Annotated in this window: 17 protein-coding genes, 2 tRNA genes, 1 rRNA gene and 1 pseudogene; 5 read left to right on the top strand and 16 right to left on the bottom strand. The window is 26.2% G+C overall.

Going from position 1 to position 21,581, the window contains the following annotated elements; genetic code table 11:
* Positions 1 to 7 precede the first annotated feature (7 nt).
* The 3 genes from rpsI to zapE all read right to left on the bottom strand — a co-directional run bounded on the left by rpsI (position 8) and on the right by zapE (position 2,178).
* On the bottom strand, positions 8 to 406 hold the full coding sequence (rpsI, locus tag CRV10_RS01790) for a 30S ribosomal protein S9 (RefSeq protein WP_136130115.1): 399 nt from the start codon (positions 404 to 406) through the stop codon (positions 8 to 10).
* A 22-nt stretch (positions 407 to 428) separates the two neighbouring features.
* Complete coding sequence (rplM, locus tag CRV10_RS01785; RefSeq protein ID WP_136130114.1) at positions 429 to 857, bottom strand: 50S ribosomal protein L13; 429 nt, start codon at positions 855 to 857, stop codon at positions 429 to 431.
* Between the two features lie 181 nt (positions 858 to 1,038).
* Complete coding sequence (gene zapE, locus CRV10_RS01780; RefSeq protein WP_136130113.1) at positions 1,039 to 2,178, bottom strand: cell division protein ZapE; 1,140 nt, start codon at positions 2,176 to 2,178, stop codon at positions 1,039 to 1,041.
* Positions 2,179 to 2,664: 486 nt separating this feature from the next.
* Between zapE and CRV10_RS01775 the strand changes: the two genes are divergently transcribed.
* Complete coding sequence (locus CRV10_RS01775; protein ID WP_136130112.1) at positions 2,665 to 4,035, top strand: Do family serine endopeptidase; 1,371 nt, start codon at positions 2,665 to 2,667, stop codon at positions 4,033 to 4,035.
* A 101-nt stretch (positions 4,036 to 4,136) separates the two neighbouring features.
* Here CRV10_RS01775 and epmA read toward each other — a convergent pair whose 3' ends face one another.
* Together epmA and efp are read right to left on the bottom strand one after the other, a co-directional pair.
* Complete coding sequence (gene epmA / locus CRV10_RS01770) at positions 4,137 to 5,111, bottom strand: elongation factor P--(R)-beta-lysine ligase (RefSeq protein ID WP_136130111.1); 975 nt, start codon at positions 5,109 to 5,111, stop codon at positions 4,137 to 4,139.
* A 188-nt stretch (positions 5,112 to 5,299) separates the two neighbouring features.
* A complete protein-coding gene (gene efp / locus CRV10_RS01765; RefSeq protein WP_136130110.1) occupies positions 5,300 to 5,866 on the bottom strand; it encodes an elongation factor P in 567 nt (188 codons plus the stop codon).
* A 47-nt stretch (positions 5,867 to 5,913) separates the two neighbouring features.
* On the opposite strand from efp, the gene epmB reads away from it, so the two are divergent.
* The gene (epmB, locus tag CRV10_RS01760; protein WP_136130109.1) at positions 5,914 to 6,894 is read left to right on the top strand and encodes an EF-P beta-lysylation protein EpmB; all 981 of its coding nucleotides are present in this window, start codon (positions 5,914 to 5,916) and stop codon (positions 6,892 to 6,894) included.
* Between the two features lie 126 nt (positions 6,895 to 7,020).
* Here epmB and groL read toward each other — a convergent pair whose 3' ends face one another.
* The 3 genes from groL to CRV10_RS01745 form a co-directional block, all read right to left on the bottom strand.
* Positions 7,021 to 8,679: a chaperonin GroEL gene (gene groL, locus CRV10_RS01755; protein ID WP_136130108.1), complete on the bottom strand. Its 1,659-nt coding sequence runs from the start codon at positions 8,677 to 8,679 to the stop codon at positions 7,021 to 7,023.
* A 63-nt stretch (positions 8,680 to 8,742) separates the two neighbouring features.
* Positions 8,743 to 9,039, bottom strand: a complete 297-nt coding sequence (locus CRV10_RS01750) for a co-chaperone GroES (RefSeq protein ID WP_136130107.1) — start codon at positions 9,037 to 9,039, stop codon at positions 8,743 to 8,745.
* Positions 9,040 to 9,304: 265 nt separating this feature from the next.
* On the bottom strand, positions 9,305 to 9,724 hold the full coding sequence (locus CRV10_RS01745; protein ID WP_136130106.1) for an FxsA family protein: 420 nt from the start codon (positions 9,722 to 9,724) through the stop codon (positions 9,305 to 9,307).
* 422 nt (positions 9,725 to 10,146) lie between these two features.
* Here CRV10_RS01745 and cutA point away from each other — a divergent pair, with 422 nt between their 5' ends.
* Both cutA and CRV10_RS01735 read left to right on the top strand, forming a co-directional pair.
* Positions 10,147 to 10,473 carry a divalent cation tolerance protein CutA gene (gene cutA, locus CRV10_RS01740; protein ID WP_136130105.1) on the top strand — a complete coding sequence of 109 codons (327 nt, stop codon included), beginning with the start codon at positions 10,147 to 10,149 and terminating at the stop codon, positions 10,471 to 10,473.
* A 197-nt stretch (positions 10,474 to 10,670) separates the two neighbouring features.
* A tRNA-Phe gene (locus CRV10_RS01735) sits at positions 10,671 to 10,743 on the top strand.
* A gap of 185 nt (positions 10,744 to 10,928) precedes the next feature.
* Here the strand turns inward: CRV10_RS01735 and CRV10_RS01730 are convergent.
* The 5 genes from CRV10_RS01730 to lysC all read right to left on the bottom strand — a co-directional run bounded on the left by CRV10_RS01730 (position 10,929) and on the right by lysC (position 18,142).
* Complete coding sequence (locus tag CRV10_RS01730; RefSeq protein WP_158675175.1) at positions 10,929 to 11,504, bottom strand: YfaZ family outer membrane protein; 576 nt, start codon at positions 11,502 to 11,504, stop codon at positions 10,929 to 10,931.
* A gap of 474 nt (positions 11,505 to 11,978) precedes the next feature.
* Entirely contained in the window at positions 11,979 to 12,503 is a 525-nt protein-coding gene (locus tag CRV10_RS01725; RefSeq protein WP_136130103.1) for a single-stranded DNA-binding protein, read from the bottom strand.
* Positions 12,504 to 12,962: 459 nt separating this feature from the next.
* Positions 12,963 to 14,360: a replicative DNA helicase gene (gene dnaB / locus CRV10_RS01720; protein ID WP_136130102.1), complete on the bottom strand. Its 1,398-nt coding sequence runs from the start codon at positions 14,358 to 14,360 to the stop codon at positions 12,963 to 12,965.
* Between the two features lie 1,055 nt (positions 14,361 to 15,415).
* On the bottom strand, positions 15,416 to 15,634 hold the full coding sequence (locus CRV10_RS01715) for a CsbD family protein (RefSeq protein ID WP_136130101.1): 219 nt from the start codon (positions 15,632 to 15,634) through the stop codon (positions 15,416 to 15,418).
* Between the two features lie 1,158 nt (positions 15,635 to 16,792).
* On the bottom strand, positions 16,793 to 18,142 hold the full coding sequence (gene lysC, locus CRV10_RS01710) for a lysine-sensitive aspartokinase 3 (protein ID WP_136130100.1): 1,350 nt from the start codon (positions 18,140 to 18,142) through the stop codon (positions 16,793 to 16,795).
* Positions 18,143 to 18,492: 350 nt separating this feature from the next.
* Here lysC and pgi point away from each other — a divergent pair, with 350 nt between their 5' ends.
* Complete coding sequence (gene pgi, locus CRV10_RS01705) at positions 18,493 to 20,145, top strand: glucose-6-phosphate isomerase (RefSeq protein WP_136130099.1); 1,653 nt, start codon at positions 18,493 to 18,495, stop codon at positions 20,143 to 20,145.
* A 66-nt stretch (positions 20,146 to 20,211) separates the two neighbouring features.
* On the opposite strand, the pseudogene CRV10_RS01700 reads toward pgi, so the two are convergent.
* The 3 genes and pseudogenes from CRV10_RS01700 to CRV10_RS01690 all read right to left on the bottom strand — a co-directional run.
* Positions 20,212 to 21,145, bottom strand: a pseudogene (locus CRV10_RS01700) (homoserine O-succinyltransferase).
* Positions 21,146 to 21,306: 161 nt separating this feature from the next.
* Positions 21,307 to 21,383: transfer RNA gene (locus CRV10_RS01695), tRNA-Asp, on the bottom strand.
* 129 nt (positions 21,384 to 21,512) lie between these two features.
* A 16S ribosomal RNA gene (locus CRV10_RS01690) occupies positions 21,513 to 21,581 on the bottom strand; the annotation flags it as partial.

Raw genomic sequence — 21,581 nt, 5'->3', positions numbered from 1 at the left:
AATTTAACTAACGTTTTGAAAACTGTGGACTACGCCTTGCTTTACGTAAACCTACTTTCTTACGTTCAACTTGACGAGCATCACGAGTAATGAAACCAGCTTTACGAAGATCACCATGTAAAACATTATTATATTCTATTAAAGCACGAGCAATACCATGACGAATCGCTCCAGCTTGACCAGAAACCCCCCCGCCTTTAACAGTTATATATAAGTCTAATTTACTAGTTAATTTAACTAAATCTAAAGGTTGTAATACTATCATACAAGCATTTTTTCTACCAAAATATTCTTCTAAAGAACGCTTATTGATTAATACATTACCACTACCTGGTTTAATAAATACACGCGCAGATGAACTTTTTCGGCGACCAGTTCCATAATTATAGTACTGAACTTCAGCCATTGTTTTTTCTCTATTATATACGTTAAATGTCAAGGAATTGCAGCTTTTGTGTTATATGGTTTTGCTTATTACTTACGTAAACTTTTAGTTTGCGATACATAGCATTACCTAATTTATTTTTTGGAAGCATACCCTTAACTGCTATTTTAATTACACGCTCAGGACAACGAATAATCATTTCTTCAAAAGTAGATTTTTTAATACCACCTACATAACCACTATGGTGATAATAAACCTTACTACAACCTTTATTACCAGTTAGTAAGATTTTATCAGCATTTAGAACAATGATATAATCACCAGTGTCAATATGTGGAGTATAATCCGCTTTATGTTTGCCTCTTAAACGATGTGCTATTTTAGTTGCTAAGCGACCTAAAATTTTTCCAGCTGCATCAACAAAGAAACTATTATGCTTAATAGTTTCTTTTGTAGCCATAAAAGTTTTCATTAAAAACATTACCTAAATACATATTTAATATTAACAAAACTCTAATAATTCAAATGGAACAATATTAGACTATGCGTTATTGTGAAAATAATTAAATCGTTCTAAAATTTAAATAAATTATTACTAAAATTATAAAAATACAATTATAAATAATTAAAAAGAAAAAATCGAATTTTATTTGTTATTTTTTACAAAATAAAACATTTGGTAATTTAAAATATTTTTCACTATTCATTTCCTGTAAACGAGATAAACAACGCTTGTATTCAAATTTTAATTCAGTGCCTTGATAAATACTGAATTTATCTGTTTCCGCTGATACTATTAATTTTATATTATGTTCATATAATTCATCAACTAACAATAAAAATCTTTTAGCTTTATTTTCATTATTATTCATCATAATTGGAATATTATGTACTAATATACTATGAAAACAACTTGACAATTTAACATAATCATGCTGATCACGTCCCTCACCACATATTGAATCAAAATCAATTGATAATACACCATTATTACTACCTAATACTATTATATTACGATGATTAATTCTTAAAATTGATTTTTGTTTAAATATAGTACCTGATAGGGTGTGAAACATTGTGTTCATATAGTTATTAGTTTCTTTATTAAGTGGATATTTCCATAAACAAATAGATTGATAATTTTGAGTTCTATAGTCAATTCCAGAATTAATATTTACTATGTGACAATTACTTCTAATTTTTTTTATTGTATTTGAAAATAAATCATTATTTAGAAATTTTTGAAATAATGCATCTGGGTTAATATTAGATGTAATGATTAAAATGATATTATGTTTAAATATTTCTATAAATAAAGTACTAATTAATATAGCATTAGTAATATCTGATATATAAAATTCATCAAGAAAAAGAATATCTGTTTTTAATTTTAATTGATAGGCAATTATCAACAATGGATCATTATTACCTTGTAATCTCTGCATATTTTCTTGTATATATAATATAAACTCATAAAAATGAAACCTAAGTTTGCGATTTCCAGCAATAGTTGTAAAAAATAAATTTATTAACCAAGTTTTTCCGCAACCAGGATCTCCCCATAAATATACTCCTTTTGTTACAGATTTTTCTTTATTTATATAATTTTGAATGAATTTTAATAAAATTCTTGCTAAATTTTTAAAACTTAGAAATTGCATGTTCTGGTTAGTTAATAAGTTTTTATATACTACATTCAATATAGTTACAGCTTTATATTGTGTTTTATCAAATATTAAATTATTTTGTAATATTTTATTTTTATATATCATAGTAAAAGACGAGTTTTGCATTGTTATTTAAATATTAAGTAATAAAGCACTTTTGTTAAAAAATATAAAAATAAATTTATCAATAAAACTATAATAATATAAACAAATTAACATTATTGATTTTTTATTTTATCATTTAAATTACATTACAGTATTAATATCTAACATTGTTTTGATATCAAAAAATATTTATCAAATGAGATTATAAGTTATTATAGAAAATAACAGCTACTATAGAAATTAACAATAAATAATAAAATAGTTATCGTATCAAATAAATAAAAAAATTTTATGATATTCTAAATAAACTGATATGAAAGAAATCAGACATAATGAATACATTATAATTCAAAAAGTTATTAATTAAATTAGTTATAAGATAAAATATTACTAATCCTTTGAATATTAAAGACAGTTGTATAAACTTTAATATATAGAAATATTATTTCAAAAAATATTAAAATTTTATTTTCCCAATGTATATTACAGCGAGGGAGCGTTGTAGCAATGAAAAAAAAAGTAAAAATGTTTAATTTATTATTTTTAACTTTATGTCTGAATTTCATTATTGTTTCAAATTTAATGGCAACTTTGCCAATACAAAATCAAAGTATTCCTAGTTTAGCTCCCATGTTAGAAAAAGTATTACCTGCTATAGTTAGTATTCGTGTTGAAGGAATTGGAATTACCTATTCTTTACAAGGACAAGAAAATCCTGAATCGTTAAAACGTTTTGTTCAGTCAATTCCAGATAATAATAATCGAGTACAGCCATTTGAAGGATTAGGATCTGGGGTAATTATAAACGCAAATAAAGGATATGTGTTGACTAACAATCATGTTATTAATGGAGCAAATAAAATTTTTATTAAACTAGGAGATAATAGAGAATACAGCGCTAAATTAATAGGATCTGATGAACAAACCGATATTGCATTAATTAAAATTAGTGGTGCACAAAATCTCACTCAAGTAAAAATAGCAAAAACTGAAAACATTCATGTAGGAGATTTTGTTATAGCTGTTGGTAATCCTTTCGGTTTAGGACAGACTGTTACTTCTGGTATTGTTTCAGCATTATGTAGAAGTGGTCTAAATATAGAAGGATTAGAAAATTTTATTCAAACAGATGCTGCAATTAATCATGGTAGTTCAGGAGGTGCATTAATAAATTTAAATGGAGAATTAATTGGTATTAGCACAGCTATATTAGCATCAAATGGTGGTAGTATTGGTATTGGTTTTGCTATACCTAGTGATATAGCAATAGATCTTTCAAAACAAATATTAAAATATGGTGAAGTAAGAAGAGGTCAATTAGGTATTAAAGGAAGTGAAATCTCTATAGATATGCAAAAAACTTTTAATCTTAAATCTCACTATGGTGTATTTATTTCAGAAGTTTTAGACGATTCTGCTGCACAAAAAGCAGGTATACAATCCGGTGATGTAATTACATTAGTAAATAATAAACCTATACATAATTTTTCTGAATTACGTATTAAAATTGGACTATTAATACCAAGAGAGAAGATAAAGGTAACTGTAATCCGTAAAGGTAAGCCTTTAACAATTGATATTAATGTTAAGGAAAATAGATTACAATCAACTAGTAGAAGTATATTTTCAATCTTACCAGGTGCTTTTTTTATAAATGGTATGACACAAAGTGGCAATAAAGGCATACAAATTGAAAATGTAAATCCAGGAACATTAGCAGATCAATTAGGTTTAGAAAAAGATGATGTAATTATAAACATTAATCTTAAGCGCACACGTACAGTCAAAGATATGATCAAAATCATAAATGATAAACCCCCAGCATTAGCAATAAATGTCATCAGGGGAAATGAAAGTCTCTATTTAGTATTGAAATAAGTAGTGTTAATTAGCGGATACTTCTTAATCTTCAGTGTCCGCTTATCTCTTACTATAATTTTTTTATTATAAAAAGTCATTTTTTTAATTTTAAAAAATTTTTAACAACGATCAATAGGAAACGTCATAACATCATGTATTGAATTTGTATTTAAAGATAACATTATCAATCTGTCTAGTCCCATTGCTACTCCAGAACAAGTAGGCATACCATGTTGCAAAGCATCAAGTAACATATTATCTATTTGTATTTTTGGTAATTTATTATGAACACGAATATTATTATCTTTATTAAAACGTTTAATATGTTCTTTAAGATTAGTCAGTTCAAAACTACCATTTGCTAATTCAATACCATGATAGTACAATTCAAAACGTTCTGCTATCCGAGGATCTTTATTATTAACTTCTGCTAATATTGCTTGACCAGCTGGAAAATGATAGACAAAACAGGGTTTTTTTTGCCCAATATTAGGTTCTATACCTATCATAAATAATAACATTAGTATTGTATTAATATCTTTTTCAGCACGTATTAATTCGCCATTACCTAATTTATCTGCTATTGCATAAAATGCATCCCTATCCTCAGACAATGGATCTATATGAAGATGATCGAGAAAAGCTTGTTGATATGAAATAAAATCTGCAGCATCAAAATTAAACACAAATTGTAAAAAATTTTCTATTTCATGCATTAAACGAAATATATCATATTCAGGACGATACCATTCCAACATTGTAAATTCTGGATTATGATAACGCCCATTTTCTCCGTTACGAAAGCTATGCGTTATTTGATAAATAGCTCCACTGCCTGCAGCTAATAATCTTTTCATATGATACTCAGGACTAGTTATCAACCAAAAATTATGCTCATTTATTAAATTACTCTTCAATTTAGTAACAAATGGAACAAGATGAACATCAGTGGTTGTTCTTCTACTCATAATAGGTGTTTCAACTTCTAATACACCATTATTAGAAAAAAAAATTCTTATTTTAGATAGAATCTGTGCTCTTTTTATTAAATTATTTATTGATATTTTGGGTTGCCAATTTAGATTTTCAATCATGTTTATTCTCTCGTGATAGAAAGAAATCAATTTTTTATATTATCTTTGATAAATAATTTCATTGCATAAAAATCAAATTTATTGAATATTTTAATTAGATATAATATTACCAATATTTTCAATAAAAAATATAATTATCTTACTACTAAAATCATTTTTATAAAATAATAAAATTATTTTGTATGTTATTATTTTACACGAGAGACGTATTCTCCAGAACGTGTATCAACTTTAATTATTTCACCAATTTTCAAAAAGAAAGGTACTTTAATAACTGCGCCATTAGATAAAGTAGCTACTTTACTACTATTATTAACCGTATCACCCTTTAATCCTAGATCAGTTTTTATAATTTTTAGTTCTATAAATTTAGGTGGTTGAACAATAATAGGCAATCCATTCCATAATGTTACATTGCATATCAAATTTGTTTGCATCCATTTACTAGATTCACCAATAGTTTTTTGATTCACTTGAAAATGCTCAAAATTTTCAGGATGCATGAAATAATAAAAGTAATGATCATGATATAGATATATTAAATCAGTTTCTGTTACATCTGCACACTTAAAAGAATCTGTAGATTTAAAAGTTTTTTCAATTCTAGTACCTGTTAATAAACGGCGCATTTTAACACGTACAAATGATTGTCCTTTACCAGGTTTAATAAATTCACTAGATTCTATAGCACAAGGTTCATTATCAAAAATAATTTTTAAACCAGAACGCAAGTCATTACTAGAATAACTAAACATTTCAGTCCTCTTTTAAAAATAAAATAAATAATGGAGCACATCGAAAAATGGTAGATATTATAACCTTAAAACATTATAAAAAAGAAAATTGGTTACAACAACTTGCTAATGTCATTACTGAACCTAAAAAACTGTTAAAGATTTTAGAATTAGATAACAATCATGCAATTAACAAATATATTAAACAAAAAAATCTTTTTCCTTGTAGAGTACCTCTATCATTTGTTAATCGAATGAAAAAAAATACAATAACAGATCCATTACTTTTACAAGTTTTAATAAACAAGAAAGAATTAATTAATACACCTGGTTATAGTAAAGACCCTTTAAAAGAGCAAAATAATAAAATACCTAATGTATTACATAAATATAAAAATCGGGCGTTATTATTATTAAAAAATAGTTGTGCTATAAATTGCAGATATTGTTTTCGCCGTTATTTCCCTTATCAAAAAAACCCAGGTAATAAAGATAATTGGAAAATAGCTCTACAATATATTTACTCTCATTCTGAAATAAACGAAATAATTTTTTCAGGTGGAGATCCTTTAATGGCAAAAGATCATGAATTAGCATGGATTATAAAAAAAATAGAAAATATTCCACACATAAAAAAATTGAGAATTCATACTCGTTTTCCAGTAGTTATTCCAGATCGTATCACTAACCAATTATGTCAATTATTAGGAAAAACTAAATTAAACATATTGCTAGTAACTCATATTAATCATTTTCAAGAAGTAAATGATGAAGTATTTGAAGCTATGTCTAAGTTAAAAAAAGTAGGAGTTACTTTACTTAACCAAAGCGTTTTACTAAAAGGAATAAATGATAATTTAGATGTGTTAATTAAGCTTAGTGATTGCCTTTTTGACCTAGGAATATTACCCTATTATCTACATTTGTTAGATAAAGTTCAGGGTACTGCCCATTTTTTCGTAAAAGAAAATGTAGCAATAAAATTGATTCATGAATTATCATTACACGTATCAGGTTATATGATACCTAAATTAGTTAAATACAATTAAAATAGCAATAAACAAGTTATAACAAATGATGGTTTCTATATAACAAGACAATTCCCCCTAATCAAATAATTTGATTATAAGGGGGATAGAAAATTGTTAAATTAAATAGCAACAGAATACAAATAACTACATCATACCACCCATACCACCCATACCACCCATGCCAGGAGCACCACCAGCGCTATTACTTAAATCGGGAGTATTACTTTTCGGCATATCAGTAACCATGCATTCAGTAGTTATCATCAAACCAGCAACAGATGCTGCATATTGAAGTGCAGAACGAGTGACTTTAGTTGGATCTAATATACCAAAATCAATCATATTTCCATATTCTTCAGTTTGAGCATTATAACCATAGTTACCGTCACCAGCTTTCACATTATTAGTAACAACAGATGGTTCTTCACCAGCATTAGCAACTATTTGTCGTAATGGCGCTTCCATTGCTCGCAATGCAACTTTAATCCCAACATTTTGATCTTCGTTTTGACCTGTCAAATTAATCAATTGAACTGCAACACGAACTAAAGCTACACCCCCGCCAGAAACAACACCTTCTTCAACTGCTGCACGAGTTGCGTGTAATGCGTCTTCTACGCGAGCTTTTTTCTCTTTCATTTCAACTTCTGTCGCTGCACCTACTTTTAGAACAGCAACTCCACCTGCTAATTTTGCTACACGTTCTTGTAATTTTTCTTTATCATAATCGGATGTAGCTTCTTCAATTTGTTGACGGATTTGAGCTACACGTCCTTGAATTTCTTTTTCTTTTCCCATACCATCAATTATGGTAGTAGTATCTTTACTAATAACAACACGTTTAGCTTGACCTAGATCTTCTAAAACAGTTTTTTCAAGTTCTAAACCAATTTCTTCAGATATTACTGTTCCACCTGTTAAAATAGCAATGTCCTGTAACATAGCTTTACGACGATCACCAAATCCAGGAGCTTTAACTGCAGCTACTTTCACAATACCACGCATAGTATTTACTACTAGAGTAGCTAGTGCTTCACCTTCTACGTCTTCTGCAACAATCAACAAAGATTTACCAGATTTTGCAACAGCTTCTAGTATAGGTAACATCTCACGTATATTAGAAATTTTCTTATCAGCTAATAAAATAAATGGAGTTTCTAGTTCAACAGCTCCAGTTTCTGCTTTGTTAATAAAATAAGGAGATAAATAACCACGATCAAACTGCATACCTTCAACTACATCTAATTCATCTTGTAGCCCATTACCTTCTTCTACAGTAATTACACCTTCTTTACCAACTTTTTCCATTGCTTGTGCTATTAAAGTACCTACACTTTCATCGGAGTTAGCAGATATAGTGCCTACTTGAGCTATAGCTTTAGGATCTGAACATGGTACAGAAAGTTCCTTTAATTTTTCAACTGCTGCTATTACTGCTCTATCAATTCCACGTTTCAAATCCATCGGATTCATCCCTGCTGCTACAGCTTTCAATCCTTCATTTACGATAGATTGAGCTAAAACAGTAGCAGTCGTAGTACCATCTCCTGCAGCATCATTTGCTTTAGAAGCTACTTCTTTTACCATCTGAGCGCCCATATTTTCAAATTTGTCTTCTAATTCAATTTCACGGGCAACAGATACTCCATCTTTAGTAATTGCTGGAGCACCAAAAGATTTATCTAAAATCACATTACGACCTTTCGGTCCTAAAGTTACTTTTACTGCATCTGCTAATACATTTACGCCACGCAGCATTTTTACACGCGCGTCATTACTGAATTTTACGTCTTTAGCTGCCATTTCAAATATTCCTCAAACTTCATTATATTCAGTGAACTATGCATAAAAATTAAAGTCTAAATTTTAACAATTTTCAACAATCGCTAAAATATCACTTTCATTGATAATTAATATTTCTTCTTCATTAATTTTTTCAGTTTTAGCACCATAACTTTCATTGAATATTACTATATCACCAATCTTTACGTCCAAAGGTTTCACTTGACCGTTTTCAAGAATACGACCCTTACCAACAGCCATCACTTTACCACGAGTGGATTTAGATGCTGCGGAACCAGTTAGCATAATACCACCTGCCGATTTAGCTTCTACTTCTTCCCGCTTGACGATAACTCGATCGTGCAATGGACGAATTTTCATTTGATAGCTCTCCTTTAAGAAATCCAATCATTTTATTTTGTTGGTTGAATACCGACTAAATGGCTTAAAGCCTCGCTGGTGAAATAAATAGGGACATGAACTAATCCTTTCAAGGGGGAATATCAATAAAATTTTTATAAAAATAATAAAATATTGTCCTTATAAATAATTTTAAAATCAAAAATTATACAAATTTTTGATAATTAAAATTAAATTCGAATTATATATTAATCAATTTTTTCATAATTTGTATTTTTTTAATTGACTACTCATTATTTTTCTTTTCAAATTCCCCATCAATAGTACAGTGATTATCACTATAAGTCTTCCACACACCAAAACGTTTCATTATTTTTAAAATAATAAAATTTTGTATTGGCGTTACTAATAATAGCAAGCCAAATAAGTCAGTAAAAAATCCTGGTAATAACAATAAAAAACCACTAATAATTAAAGAAATAATTTTTACTATTTCTTTTGTCGGCAATTCATTATATATTAATTTTTTTTTAATTAATATGAAATTTTTTATACTTTGTTGTTTAACAATTAGTATACCAATAGAAGAAGTAAATAGTGCCAATAATATAGTACATGGAATACCAAATATATTAGATACATGGATAAACAAAGAAATTTCAATCCATGATAGTATAAACAATATAATTAATAATATCCAACGCACTAAATTCTCCTAAACTAATATTTTATAATATATATTATAGAAACATAAAATTTTTCTTAAGTCATATAAAAGTATTTATTATTAAATTGTATGTGTATTAACTAATTAACAGTATAAAAATTTTTGTGAGAAAAATAAATTCTATATACATTAAAAATATATCCTATATTTATTTCATAATTATATTAATGTATATCTAAAAATTGCAAATTGTATTATATAACTATTTTGTATATGAATTTATTTTTACATTATTATTTTTAATAAAATAATAATGTAAAATACATAAGATGCAATAATTTTCTCAATATAGATGAATCAGTATAATAATTGAATTATAGGATATGTAATTATTATATGATAAGTAAATAAAAGTTAATATGAATATTACTTCTTGTTTTTTTATAGTTTGGAAGATAAAAATGAGTATAATTGTTGTTATTTGCACTGTACCAGAAGAACAATCAGCAATAATTGCAAAAAAATTATTAAAAGAAAAATTAGCAGCTTGTATTACTCTTATTCCGGGAGCTATTTCATATTATTTTTGGCAGAATAAACTAGAATGTGCTAATGAAGTTCAAATGTTGATAAAATGTGATGAAATACACCAAGAACCGCTCTTAAATTTCCTCAAGCTAATCCATCCTTATGAAATACCGGAAATATTAGTAATTCCTATTAAATATGTAGATCCAATTTATTTGTCATGGATTAAAGAATCTTTACTTAAGAAAACTAAATTATAATAAAAATCAAGTATTAGATTGTTATAATTTTGAAATGAACAAATTTATTTTATTGCTTGAAATAAAAGAAATCAGTCTATACAATGTCTCATATTTAATAAAGTATAATTTATTATGTAATTAAGTTTAATTTTCATTTTGTTTAAAATAGAAGTTGACTAATTCTATTCTTTAAGTTTTAATGGTTTATATCTATTGCCCAGATAGCTCAGTAGGTAGAGCAGGGGACTGAAAATCCCTGTGTCGGTGGTTCAATTCCGCCTCTGGGCACATTAATAAGAACGAATAACTTTGAATGATGCAATATAAAATTAATATAAGAAAGCTCAAATACCGAAAATACTGAAAAGTAAATCGTATTTGAGCTTTTGAATTAAATTATAAGAAACGTTTAACTTATCTGATAAAATACATTTTTCTAAATTTTTTTCTTCTCTATTTATCAACAGAAATATTTAAAATAATACTGATACACCTAAATAAGGGCTTTTAGCAATATATTCAACTGGTATATAAGTATTTGAAGGGGTTTTATTGTGTAACATTGTACACCTGTAGCCTAATTCTAAGCTTAACATAGAAATAGGAGTAAATCTTATACCCCCGTTAATATCGTGATAGCTGTTAGCACGTTTAGGAGAGAAACATTCTATTCCGTAGTGGTATTTTCCGTATAAGCTCCAATATCTATCTAAGTGATAAAGAGCACCCCCACCGAATCCTAAAGATATTGAAGTGCCATCTAGTCTTTCTTCATATCTAGTAAGAATAACTTTTACTGACGGATATATACGTAGTGAATTTGTATCTATATTGTAACCAAAACCGGTATCAAAGGTATTACCTTTATCGGTATTATACAACAAATTAGTTTTTAAGAAAGCACCTGTAGAGTTAGTTCCTGCGCCAAGAGATAACATAGTATGATATCTACCTAAAGCAACACTACCTTCAGCTGCATGTAAAATTTGCGTTAAACTAAATAAAACAATCAAACTCAGGGTACTTCCAGTAATAAACCTCTTTAACATAATTTTACTCCTTAACATTATATTTGATTTAGTGATAAAATTAGTATGTTAGAGTATAAATAAAAAAGTTATACACATTTGTATTAGAATTTACATAAATGTTTGAGAATCTATATTAGACATATTATAAAAACTTTCATCAAAGTTATATCAATAACTTAAAAAGTTATATCAATAAACTAATAATAGTTTAAAATATAATTTTTTTAAATTTTTTATATTAATTGATGAATTGGTTTTTAATATTATAAAAATATACTGATATTAATGATTATAAAACAAAAGTGTAAACAATCAAAAATGCATACTTATTATTTATATTAGGTTTAAATTCTTTCTGAATACTGAGTAATCATGAATAACAAATAATAGATATAAACGTAAATTAATAAATTTTTATTAAAATTTTACAGAAAGGATTTCTTTAAAAAATACATATTCAAAATTCAAAATTAAAATTAAATATAAGGAAAATTAAAATGGAATATCATCATCGAAATTAATAGATGGTTCATTAATTTTATTTTCTGTAGTATTTTTTTGTATGTAAGATTCATTATCTGTGTTAAATTTATTACTGGTAGGATTAATTGTTTGAGATTGATTCCAATTGTTATTTTGATTATTACCTAAGTTAGAAGAGTTACTATTTTGACGATTACCTAACATTTGCATAGTTCCAGTTGCATTTACGATAATTTCTGTAGTGTAGCGTTCTTGACCGCTTTGATCCTGCCATTTTCTAGTACGCAACTGACCTTCTATATACAATTGTGAACCTTTTCTTAAATATTCATTAGCTACTTCTGCTAATTTACCAAAAATTACTATACGATGCCATTCAGTTTGTTCTTTGCTATCACCTGTGTTTTTATCACGCCAGCTTTCTGAAGTAGCTAACGTAATATTAGTTACAGCATTACCATTTGGCATATAACGTATTTCTGGATCTTGACCCAAATTACCTATCAAAATTACCTTATTAATACCTCTAGCCATATTTCTATATCCTATATCTAATATTGAATTATAAAGTTAAAATAGTACTCAAGATTCTAATATATTAAGATAATTATTGTAATATAAAAAAATTAAATATCAAGCAAAAGATCTAAATTAAGTAAATACAACATAATCATTTTAATAAATTTGATATTACTAAATAATAAATTACCGTGTACATGTTGCTAATTTACACCAATATTATTATCTATCTTGCGTTATATATGAATTAATTATATACATGTATTAATTAATAAATAAATAAAATTTCGATACACCAATAAAAAACAGAAAATCTTTTCTTAATTAAAAAGAAAAACAAGATAAAACACACAATACGATTTTCAATTTTTAATTGATAATTTTATATATTATATTATAGTTATATAAACAATTTATTTATATAAATAAATTGTTGAAGCATAAATTATAAATTGAAAATAAAGAATATAAAATTTAGTTTTCGTAGTAAGTTCCTGAGTAATTATCGAAACGTGACCATTTACCATTAAAAGTTAAATAGACTGTACCAATAGGACCATTTCTTTGTTTTCCTAAGATAATTTCTGCAACACCTTTTAAATCACTATTTTCATAATAAATTTCATCACGATAAATAAATATAATTAAATCTGCATCTTGCTCAATTGAACCTGATTCACGTAAATCTGAATTCATCGGTCTTTTATTTGCACGTTGTTCAAGAGAACGGTTAAGTTGAGATAGTGCAACAATTGGAACATTAAGCTCTTTAGCAAGTGATTTCAGTGATCGTGAAATTTCAGCTATTTCTAAATTCCGATTATTAGAAAAAGAAGGTATGCGCATCAATTGCAGATAATCTATCATTATTATATTTAATCCATTATTTTCACGATAAATTCTACGAGCTCTTGATCTAATTTCAGTAGGTGTTAAACTAGAAGAATCATCTATATAAATATTTTTCTTTTGTAATAAAATATTAATTGTACTAGAAATTCTTGTCCAATCTTCCTTGTTGAGTTGTCCTGTACGAATATGTGTTTGATCAACACGTGATAATGATGCTAACATCCTAATTATAATTTGTTCGCTAGGCATCTCTAAACTAAAAATCAGTATCGGTTTATCGTATAACAGAGCAATATTTTCACATAGATTCATAGCAAAAGTAGTTTTACCCATAGAAGGACGAGCTGCAATTATTATAAGATCAGAACGTTGTAAACCAGATGTTTTTTTATTAAGATCTTGGTATCCGGTATTAATACCAGTTATGCCATCTTGAGGTTTCCTAATTAGAGATTCAATACGTGAGATAGTACTTTCGAGAATTTGACTAATGTTTTTTGGACCATCATGCTTATTAAATCTTGCTTCTGCAATTTTAAAAACGTTAGATTCTACGAAATCAAGTATTTCTTCAATATTTCGACCTTCTGGATTATAACCAGCATCGGAAATCTTATTTGCTACTAATATTATTTCTCGTAACATCGCACGTTCTCGTACTATATTTGCATATGCAGAAATATTAGCAACACTTGGAGTATTTTTAGATAGTTCAGCTAAATATGCAAATCCTCCTACTAATTCAAGTTTACCATTAGTTTCTAATGATTCTGATAGCGTAATCAAGTCAATTGGTTTTTTATTCTCTAATAAATTCTGCATTTCTAAGAAAATTATTTTGTGAGCAAAATTAAAAAAATCGTCAGCAATAATATCATCACAAATATTCAACCAACTTTCATTATCTAACATCAATCCACCTAGAATGGATTGCTCTGCCTCTATAGAATGAGGGAGAGTTTTTATATCTTTCAACTTATAATCTTGTTTTTTATTATTAGTAATTTTTTTTACTAACATATTAAGTATGTTACCTATAGTAAAAAATATGACAATTATCTTTAATATTAAATTAGTTAATTAAAATATTTTGTGTTGAAATATAATCAAAGACAAAACTAATCATAATAGATATTTGAATATTTAATATAAAAACTTTCATGATGATTGGATTTTAATTGAAACTTAAATAATCAGTATTTTTTATAATATTAATAGTACAGATTATTTTAAAATGGTATAACATAAAAAAACATGATAGTGCTATTATATTTTTTTAAAAAAATTTAATAATTAATATATCTTATGATTTAAAAAAATAGAGTACAGAATAAGATCATATATTAGAAATCACCTGTCTGTTTTAGTACGTTCCTTATAATTTAAATTTATAATAAACATAGTTTTGTTATGAATATTCTTATTTCACTATTACTAAACTGATTAAGCAACATATATTATATTCCAATAAACTGGGATCAGTGTTTTTAAATAAAAATTTTTCATCAACTTAAGATTTTACATAAAATGTTATAATTGATTTTAAGTTCTCTATAATGTTTCTGTTCCTCTACAGAATAATTAACGCATAACAAAGTAATTATTTTTTATTAAAGGGGAATTTCAAGATTTTATCTAGCAGTATAATTGAAAAAATGATTTTTCGCTTGAATAAAAAAGCTGATTTTCTGGATTATACCTATAAATCATTAAAAATGATAAATATTTTTTCGTTACAACCGATTAGATATTAATTTGTTAATTTTACTTTACTACCTACAATATCTTAGCATTAATATTAAAAACACTAAAAAACCTTTTTTGAAAAGAGATAAAATTAAATTAAATCGTACAACTTAGCTAAATTATTCCCAATTGAATTGTATTTAATATATTTAACTTTTATTATACAAAAAAATACAATTTCTAAATTCTTTCAGATACTACTGTAAAATAATGCTGATATTTGTTCATGTTTGTTTTAAATGTCAGAAAAATCTCATTATCGTAAAAAAATAATAATGACTTATGGCACTTCCTTGTGCCTAATATTATAGCACCATAACCAATGACAATCATTGATACCAATGACAATCTTTATTATGATTTTCCCACGCTTTTACTTCTCTTTCTGCTTCATCCTTGGCATAACCGTAACGTTCTTGAATTTTATTTACTAGTTGATCTCTTTTACCTTCAATACACTGACAGTCATTATCTGTTAGCTTTCCCCATTTTTCTTTTATTTTTCCTTTAAACTGTTTCCAATTACCGCTCATCTTATCTTTATTCATTTTAAACCTCCACATTAATTTAGGTTTAATAGTTCCTTATGTTAAAAGGTCCTAGCAGCATTAAAATAACAGTTATTCGTATACTTACAGTTAATTGTAGTAGATAATACATATATTACTTAGTAATATATGTATTAATTTTAAAAATATTGATTATATTTTTAAAATTATTTTTTTGATGCTACATCATATATCAATTATTAACATTAATCTGATATTTATGGTAGTAATCAATAATTGTGATTTTGATGTGATTTCTTTAAACAAAAAAGTTTAGATCCTTTTTACTTTGTTTTGATTAGTAGTAATATTTAGTAATATAGAACTAAGATAGTTACCTATATTTTAATTTATTGGCAAAAAGTTGTTATACATTACCTTTTAACTGTTTTCACTTCATTTTTACTACTTGATAGTATTGTTTTATAGTTTCTATTTTGTTGTAAATGAGTATAGAAATTTATATTTAGTGTTCGAAATCCATTAAATCAATAATAATATTTTAAGTATGATTTTAAATCATATAAACTATTGATATAAAATTTTTTATACAAAGATTTCTGCTAATGATATAAAAATTAAGTAATACTTAAAAAGTTGTATAAATATCATGTTAAAATGACACATATTTAACATCAAATTTCTATAAAATATTTTTATATTGATTACTTTATTTAATATCTAGTAGTAATTTATAATTCTAATCTTAAATAATACGAATTATATTTCGAAAAAAATTATTAATAGGTTAAAGGTATAATTGAATCAATACAAAAGAAAGACAAAAGATAGATATTAGTGTATAATCATTGAAAATTTTAGTAAATCTATATTAATGAATTAATTCTCTTCTGATAATTAGTTTGGGTTTATATTTTTGTGATTCTTATTACTTCTAATAAATATTATGTAATTCATAAAATATTAATGAAACAACTAATATTAACATGGTTTTTTGTGTTAGAAGTAAGAATTAATTTATAATTAAGTAATCAAAATGATGTAATTTATAATATAAATATTAAAAACATTTTCAATCTAATATTACTAATCAAAGTATACAGATGTTTTTTTATAAGCATAAATAATAAATTAGACATAGTATATAAAAATGAATCGCTTAATAAATCAATTAATCATTAATAAAATAACTTATTATCATTCAAATAAATTATGATGTAAAGTACGTATAATATATTCTGAATCAATACTTGATACTACAAAACATATATTACAATTATTAACATCATAATAAACCATACGTAAATTAAATGGTTCTAATATTTCAAATATTTTCTTTCTTATACCAAGAGCTTTAGATAGATTATTTCCAATAATGGAAATTAAAGATAAATTTTCTTCTATACTAATTTGACAAAAAGATGAAACTTTAGCTAAAAATTCATTGGTGATAAAGTCATTTACATTTACTTCAAAACTATTGTTAATAATTAATGCTAAGCTAGTTTCAGAACTAGTTAAAATATCTACGGATATATCATGATTAAGTAAAATATTAAATATTTTAGCTAAGAAATTAGTTTGATTATATTGATCTAACTTTCTCATAGTTAGCATAATTTGTTTATTGCGTAAAGTTAAAGCACGAAATAATGGTAAATGTTTATTTTTATTAATAATATAGGTTCCTCCTGCTTCTGGATTATGGCTAGAACTTACAAATACAGGAATATCACTTCTTACTACAGGTAATAAAGTAAAAGGATGCAGTATTTTAGCTCCATAAATTGCCATTTCTGCAGCTTCTTTAAAAGTTATTTCATCTATTCTTTTAGCTGTTGAGACCAAACGTGGATCAGTTGTATAAATACCTGGTACATCAGTCCAAATATCCACTCGAGTTGCCCTAAGAGCTTCGCCTAATAAAGTCGCTGTATAATCACTTCCACCTCTACCTAAAGTAGTGGTTCGACCATGATCATCTAGACCAATAAAGCCTTGTGTAACTATAATTTTTTTATAAACAATTGGTTCAAGATATTTCTTGACTTTACAAGATAAAATATTAATATCTGGTTGCGCACAACCAAAATTATTATTTGTTTTCATCACCTTACGTATGTCAAACCACACAGTATCTATTTTTTTTTCACGCAAAATCTCAACAAAAATTAAAGTTGATATTAATTCACCATAACTTACAATTTCATCTTTTAATTCCTTAGACGGTGCTACAGAAGCATTTTTAGCTAAAATAGCAATCGTTGTTATCATCTTATTTATTAATTTATGTAATTGTTTATTTTTTTTAAGTTGATAAATGATTGAATCTTGAATATCAGTAATTTTTTTTATTAAAAGCGATCTATGTAATTTATTCTTTCCTTCAGAGAGAGAAATAAGAATATTAGTTATAGTTGCAGACGCTGATAATACTACTAAACGAGTGTTAGGATCATTAATAATTACATTAGCACTACGGTTCATTGCATTAAAATCTGCAACACTAGTACCTCCAAATTTTGCTACAACCAATTTTTGAACCATTATAGATCCTCAGTAAGAAGATAAAGTATAATAAATTTAGTTTTTTAAAAAATAAAAATAGTTGTTTAAATAAAAAAATGTGTATAGTTGTTAATAGATAAGTAATATATTTACATTTAAAAAATTTTTTGTTCTCAAATAAAGAGAATTATTTGTTATATTAAATAACATATTAAATATAACAAATAATTAAATAAATTTTAATGTATTTTAGTATGTGTTCAACACTAAAGTATGAATTAATTAAAAAATTAAGCATTAATTTATCATTAATAACAATATCTTATTTAAGATGCCGCCGTTTGATTTTTATAAGCACAATAAAGATTTTTAATAAAAAGAGTTTGTATATGAAAAATATTAATCCTACAAAAACTACAGCATGGAATGAGTTAAAAAAACATTTTAAAAAAATTAAATCAATACATATAAATAGTTTATTTAATGAAGATCCTAAAAGATTTACTAAATTCTCAATTGTTTTTAGAGATCAAATTTTAATAGATTTTTCAAAAAATCATATTACTCAAGAAACCATAGATAAACTACATGCATTAGCAAAAGAAACTGACCTTAAAAACAATATTAATTGCATGTTTTCTGGAGAAAAAATTAATCTCACAGAAAATAGAGCTGTATTGCATGTTGCTTTAAGAAACCGCAGTAATATACCTGTTATTTTAGATAAAGAAGATATAATGCCTAAAATTAACAATGTATTAAATAAAATGAAATGTTTTTCTGAAAAAATTATTAATGGTATTTGGTTAGGTTATACAGGAAAACCAATCAAAGATATAGTAAACATTGGTATAGGTGGTTCACATTTAGGTCCTCTAATGGTTACAGAAGCCTTAAAACCATATAAAAATCATTTGAATATACATTTCATTTCTAACATTGATGGTTCACATATTACTAATGTAATAGAAAATCTAAATCCTGAAACAACGTTATTTTTAATAGCATCTAAGACATTTAAAACTCAAGAAACATTAACTAATGCTTACAGTGCACGCAATTGGTTTATACAAAAAACAGGTAATGTAAATAATATATCAAAACATTTTATTGCGTTATCTAACAATATAACAGCGGTAAAAGAATTTGGTATTAATACTAACAATACCTTTGAATGCTGGGATTGGGTTGGAGGAAGATATTCATTATGGTCATCCATTGGATTGTCAATTGTCCTTTCTATCGGATTTGATAATTTCGAACAACTCCTGAATGGTGCTCATGCTATGGATAAGCATTTTGTTCAAACGCCAATAGAAAAGAATATACCAGTATTATTAGCTTTGATTGGAATTTGGTATAATAATTTTTTTGGTGCTCAAACTGAAGCTATTTTACCATATGATCAAAATTTACATTTTTTTGCCACATATTTTCAACAAGTCAATATGGAATCTAATGGAAAACATATAGACAGACAAGGAAATTATGTCAATTATCAAACTGGTCCTATAATTTGGGGAGAATCAGGTACTAATGGACAACATTCATTTTATCAACTTATTCATCAAGGAACTAAGTTAATTCCATGTGATTTTATTGCACCAGTAATGCATCATCATTCATTAAATAATCATCATTTCATACTATTATCAAATTTTTTTGCACAAACAAAATCTTTAGCTTTTGGTGAAAAAATCAATAAAATAACAAGCATTGTTAAAAATAAAAAAGATAATAAAATTTTACAAAAAATTAATTTATTTAAGAGTTTACAAGGTAACCGTCCTAGTAATTCTATATTAATTCGTAAAATAAATCCTTTTAATCTTGGTGCTTTAATTGCACTTTATGAACATAAAATTTTTACTCAAGGTTCTATACTAAATATTTTTAGCTTTGATCAATGGGGAGTTGAATTGGGAAAGCAATTAGCAGACAGAATTTTATTAGATTTAAATAATAAAGATTATGTTGAAAAATATGATAGCTCTACTAACTCATTAATTAACTATTATAAAAATTGGCGAGAATACAATTGAATTACATAAACTTACAAATACGTATTGTTTTTTGATTATTAACCATTTAATGGTAATAATATTGAATTATTCTGATGTAGGATTCATATTAAGATAAATGAAAAGGTGTGATTTGATAAACGTAATAATTAAGCCAATTTAAAAATAATAAATTACCGTGACTACGCCAGTTTACGGTAGGTAATAGTTCAGGATTATCCTTAGGGAAATAATTACAAGGAACTTTAGTCGTTAGGCTAAGGCCCACATCTCTATGATATTCATGAGCAAGCGTAAGTAAATCATACTCTGGATGTCCAGTAACGAAAACTAAACGTTTATCCATAGTAGACATAATGTATGCATCAGAAGATAATTCTACTTTAGCGTGAAATTCTAGATCAGTATAGTTAGTAATTGATTGAATAGAAAAATCAGCATAACGAGAATGTGGAACAAAAAAATTATTATCAAAACCTCGTGTTAATAAAGAATAGGAATTTAAAACTGTATGATTAAATACACCAAATAATTTGTTATTTCTGATTTTTTTAGGAACATCATATAAAATATTTAATGCGGCTTGTGCAGCCCAACATATAAATAATGTTGATGTAACGTGTTCTTGTGCCCAAAATATTATTTTTTTTATCTGTGACCAATAAGAAACATTTCGGAATTCTATCAAACCTAAAGGTGCACCAGTTACTATTAAACCATCATAATTATCATTATAAACGTCATTTAATTCACAATAAAAATTCTTAAGATGTTCATTTGATGTATTTTTAGACTTATGACCGTCAACACGTAAAAATTTAATGTCAAGTTGTAAAGGAGAATTAGATAATATACGTAAAAGTTGATTTTCAGTATCAATTTTTTTTGGCATTAAATTCAAAATTAATAATTTTAATGGACGAATTTCCTTAATAGTAGCACGTGATGAAGTCATCACAAAAATATTTTCATCCCGTAATAGTTTTACAGCAGGTAAATGATCTGGAACTTTAATAGGCATAAAATATTCCGTATTACTAAGATTGTATGAAGATATAAACAATTAGATCTACATAATTAAATGTTGTTCAATTGTTTATAATAGTAAGTAAAAAAGAATTATTATGGAATTATCATAAAACAAAAAAAGGAAAGATAGATTTCTTTTGCAGATTAACAAAATGGCGGAACGGACGGGACTCGAACCCGCGACCCCCTGCGTGACAGGCAGGTATTCTAACCAACTGAACTACCGCTCCAAATATTTAAAAAAATTTGTTTTTTTATTATCAATAACTTATCAAGTTATATAAACTTCTTTATAAAAAATTATCAAACAATTTATGTAGGTACTTCGTAGAAAAGCATCTTAATTATTACGTATTAAATAAGGAGGTGATCCAACCGCAGGTTCCCCTACGGTTACCTTGTTACGACTTCACCCCAGTCATGAACCA

The sequence above is a fragment of the Candidatus Pantoea edessiphila genome, from assembly GCF_002933355.1.
GTDB classification, from domain to species: domain Bacteria; phylum Pseudomonadota; class Gammaproteobacteria; order Enterobacterales; family Enterobacteriaceae; genus Pantoea_C; species Pantoea_C edessiphila.
This window is presented reverse-complemented; position numbering and strand designations above follow the sequence as displayed.

Excerpts from the sequence above, each read along its gene's own strand:
- groL (WP_136130108.1), bottom strand. The coding sequence starts at position 8,679 with ATGGCAGCTAAAGACGTAAAATTCAGTAATGACGCGCGTGTAAAAATG.
- lysC (WP_136130100.1), bottom strand. The coding sequence starts at position 18,142 with ATGGTTCAAAAATTGGTTGTAGCAAAATTTGGAGGTACTAGTGTTGCA.
- epmA (WP_136130111.1), bottom strand. The coding sequence starts at position 5,111 with ATGATTGAAAATCTAAATTGGCAACCCAAAATATCAATAAATAATTTA.
- CRV10_RS01750 (WP_136130107.1), bottom strand. The coding sequence starts at position 9,039 with ATGAAAATTCGTCCATTGCACGATCGAGTTATCGTCAAGCGGGAAGAA.
- rplM (WP_136130114.1), bottom strand. The coding sequence starts at position 857 with ATGAAAACTTTTATGGCTACAAAAGAAACTATTAAGCATAATAGTTTC.
- pgi (WP_136130099.1), top strand. The coding sequence starts at position 18,493 with ATGAAAAATATTAATCCTACAAAAACTACAGCATGGAATGAGTTAAAA.
- CRV10_RS01775 (WP_136130112.1), top strand. The coding sequence starts at position 2,665 with ATGAAAAAAAAAGTAAAAATGTTTAATTTATTATTTTTAACTTTATGT.
- zapE (WP_136130113.1), bottom strand. The coding sequence starts at position 2,178 with ATGCAAAACTCGTCTTTTACTATGATATATAAAAATAAAATATTACAA.
- CRV10_RS01730 (WP_158675175.1), bottom strand. The coding sequence starts at position 11,504 with ATGTTAAAGAGGTTTATTACTGGAAGTACCCTGAGTTTGATTGTTTTA.
- cutA (WP_136130105.1), top strand. The coding sequence starts at position 10,147 with ATGAGTATAATTGTTGTTATTTGCACTGTACCAGAAGAACAATCAGCA.
- CRV10_RS01715 (WP_136130101.1), bottom strand. The coding sequence starts at position 15,634 with ATGAATAAAGATAAGATGAGCGGTAATTGGAAACAGTTTAAAGGAAAA.
- dnaB (WP_136130102.1), bottom strand. The coding sequence starts at position 14,360 with ATGTTAGTAAAAAAAATTACTAATAATAAAAAACAAGATTATAAGTTG.
- rpsI (WP_136130115.1), bottom strand. The coding sequence starts at position 406 with ATGGCTGAAGTTCAGTACTATAATTATGGAACTGGTCGCCGAAAAAGT.
- epmB (WP_136130109.1), top strand. The coding sequence starts at position 5,914 with ATGGTAGATATTATAACCTTAAAACATTATAAAAAAGAAAATTGGTTA.
- efp (WP_136130110.1), bottom strand. The coding sequence starts at position 5,866 with ATGTTTAGTTATTCTAGTAATGACTTGCGTTCTGGTTTAAAAATTATT.
- CRV10_RS01725 (WP_136130103.1), bottom strand. The coding sequence starts at position 12,503 with ATGGCTAGAGGTATTAATAAGGTAATTTTGATAGGTAATTTGGGTCAA.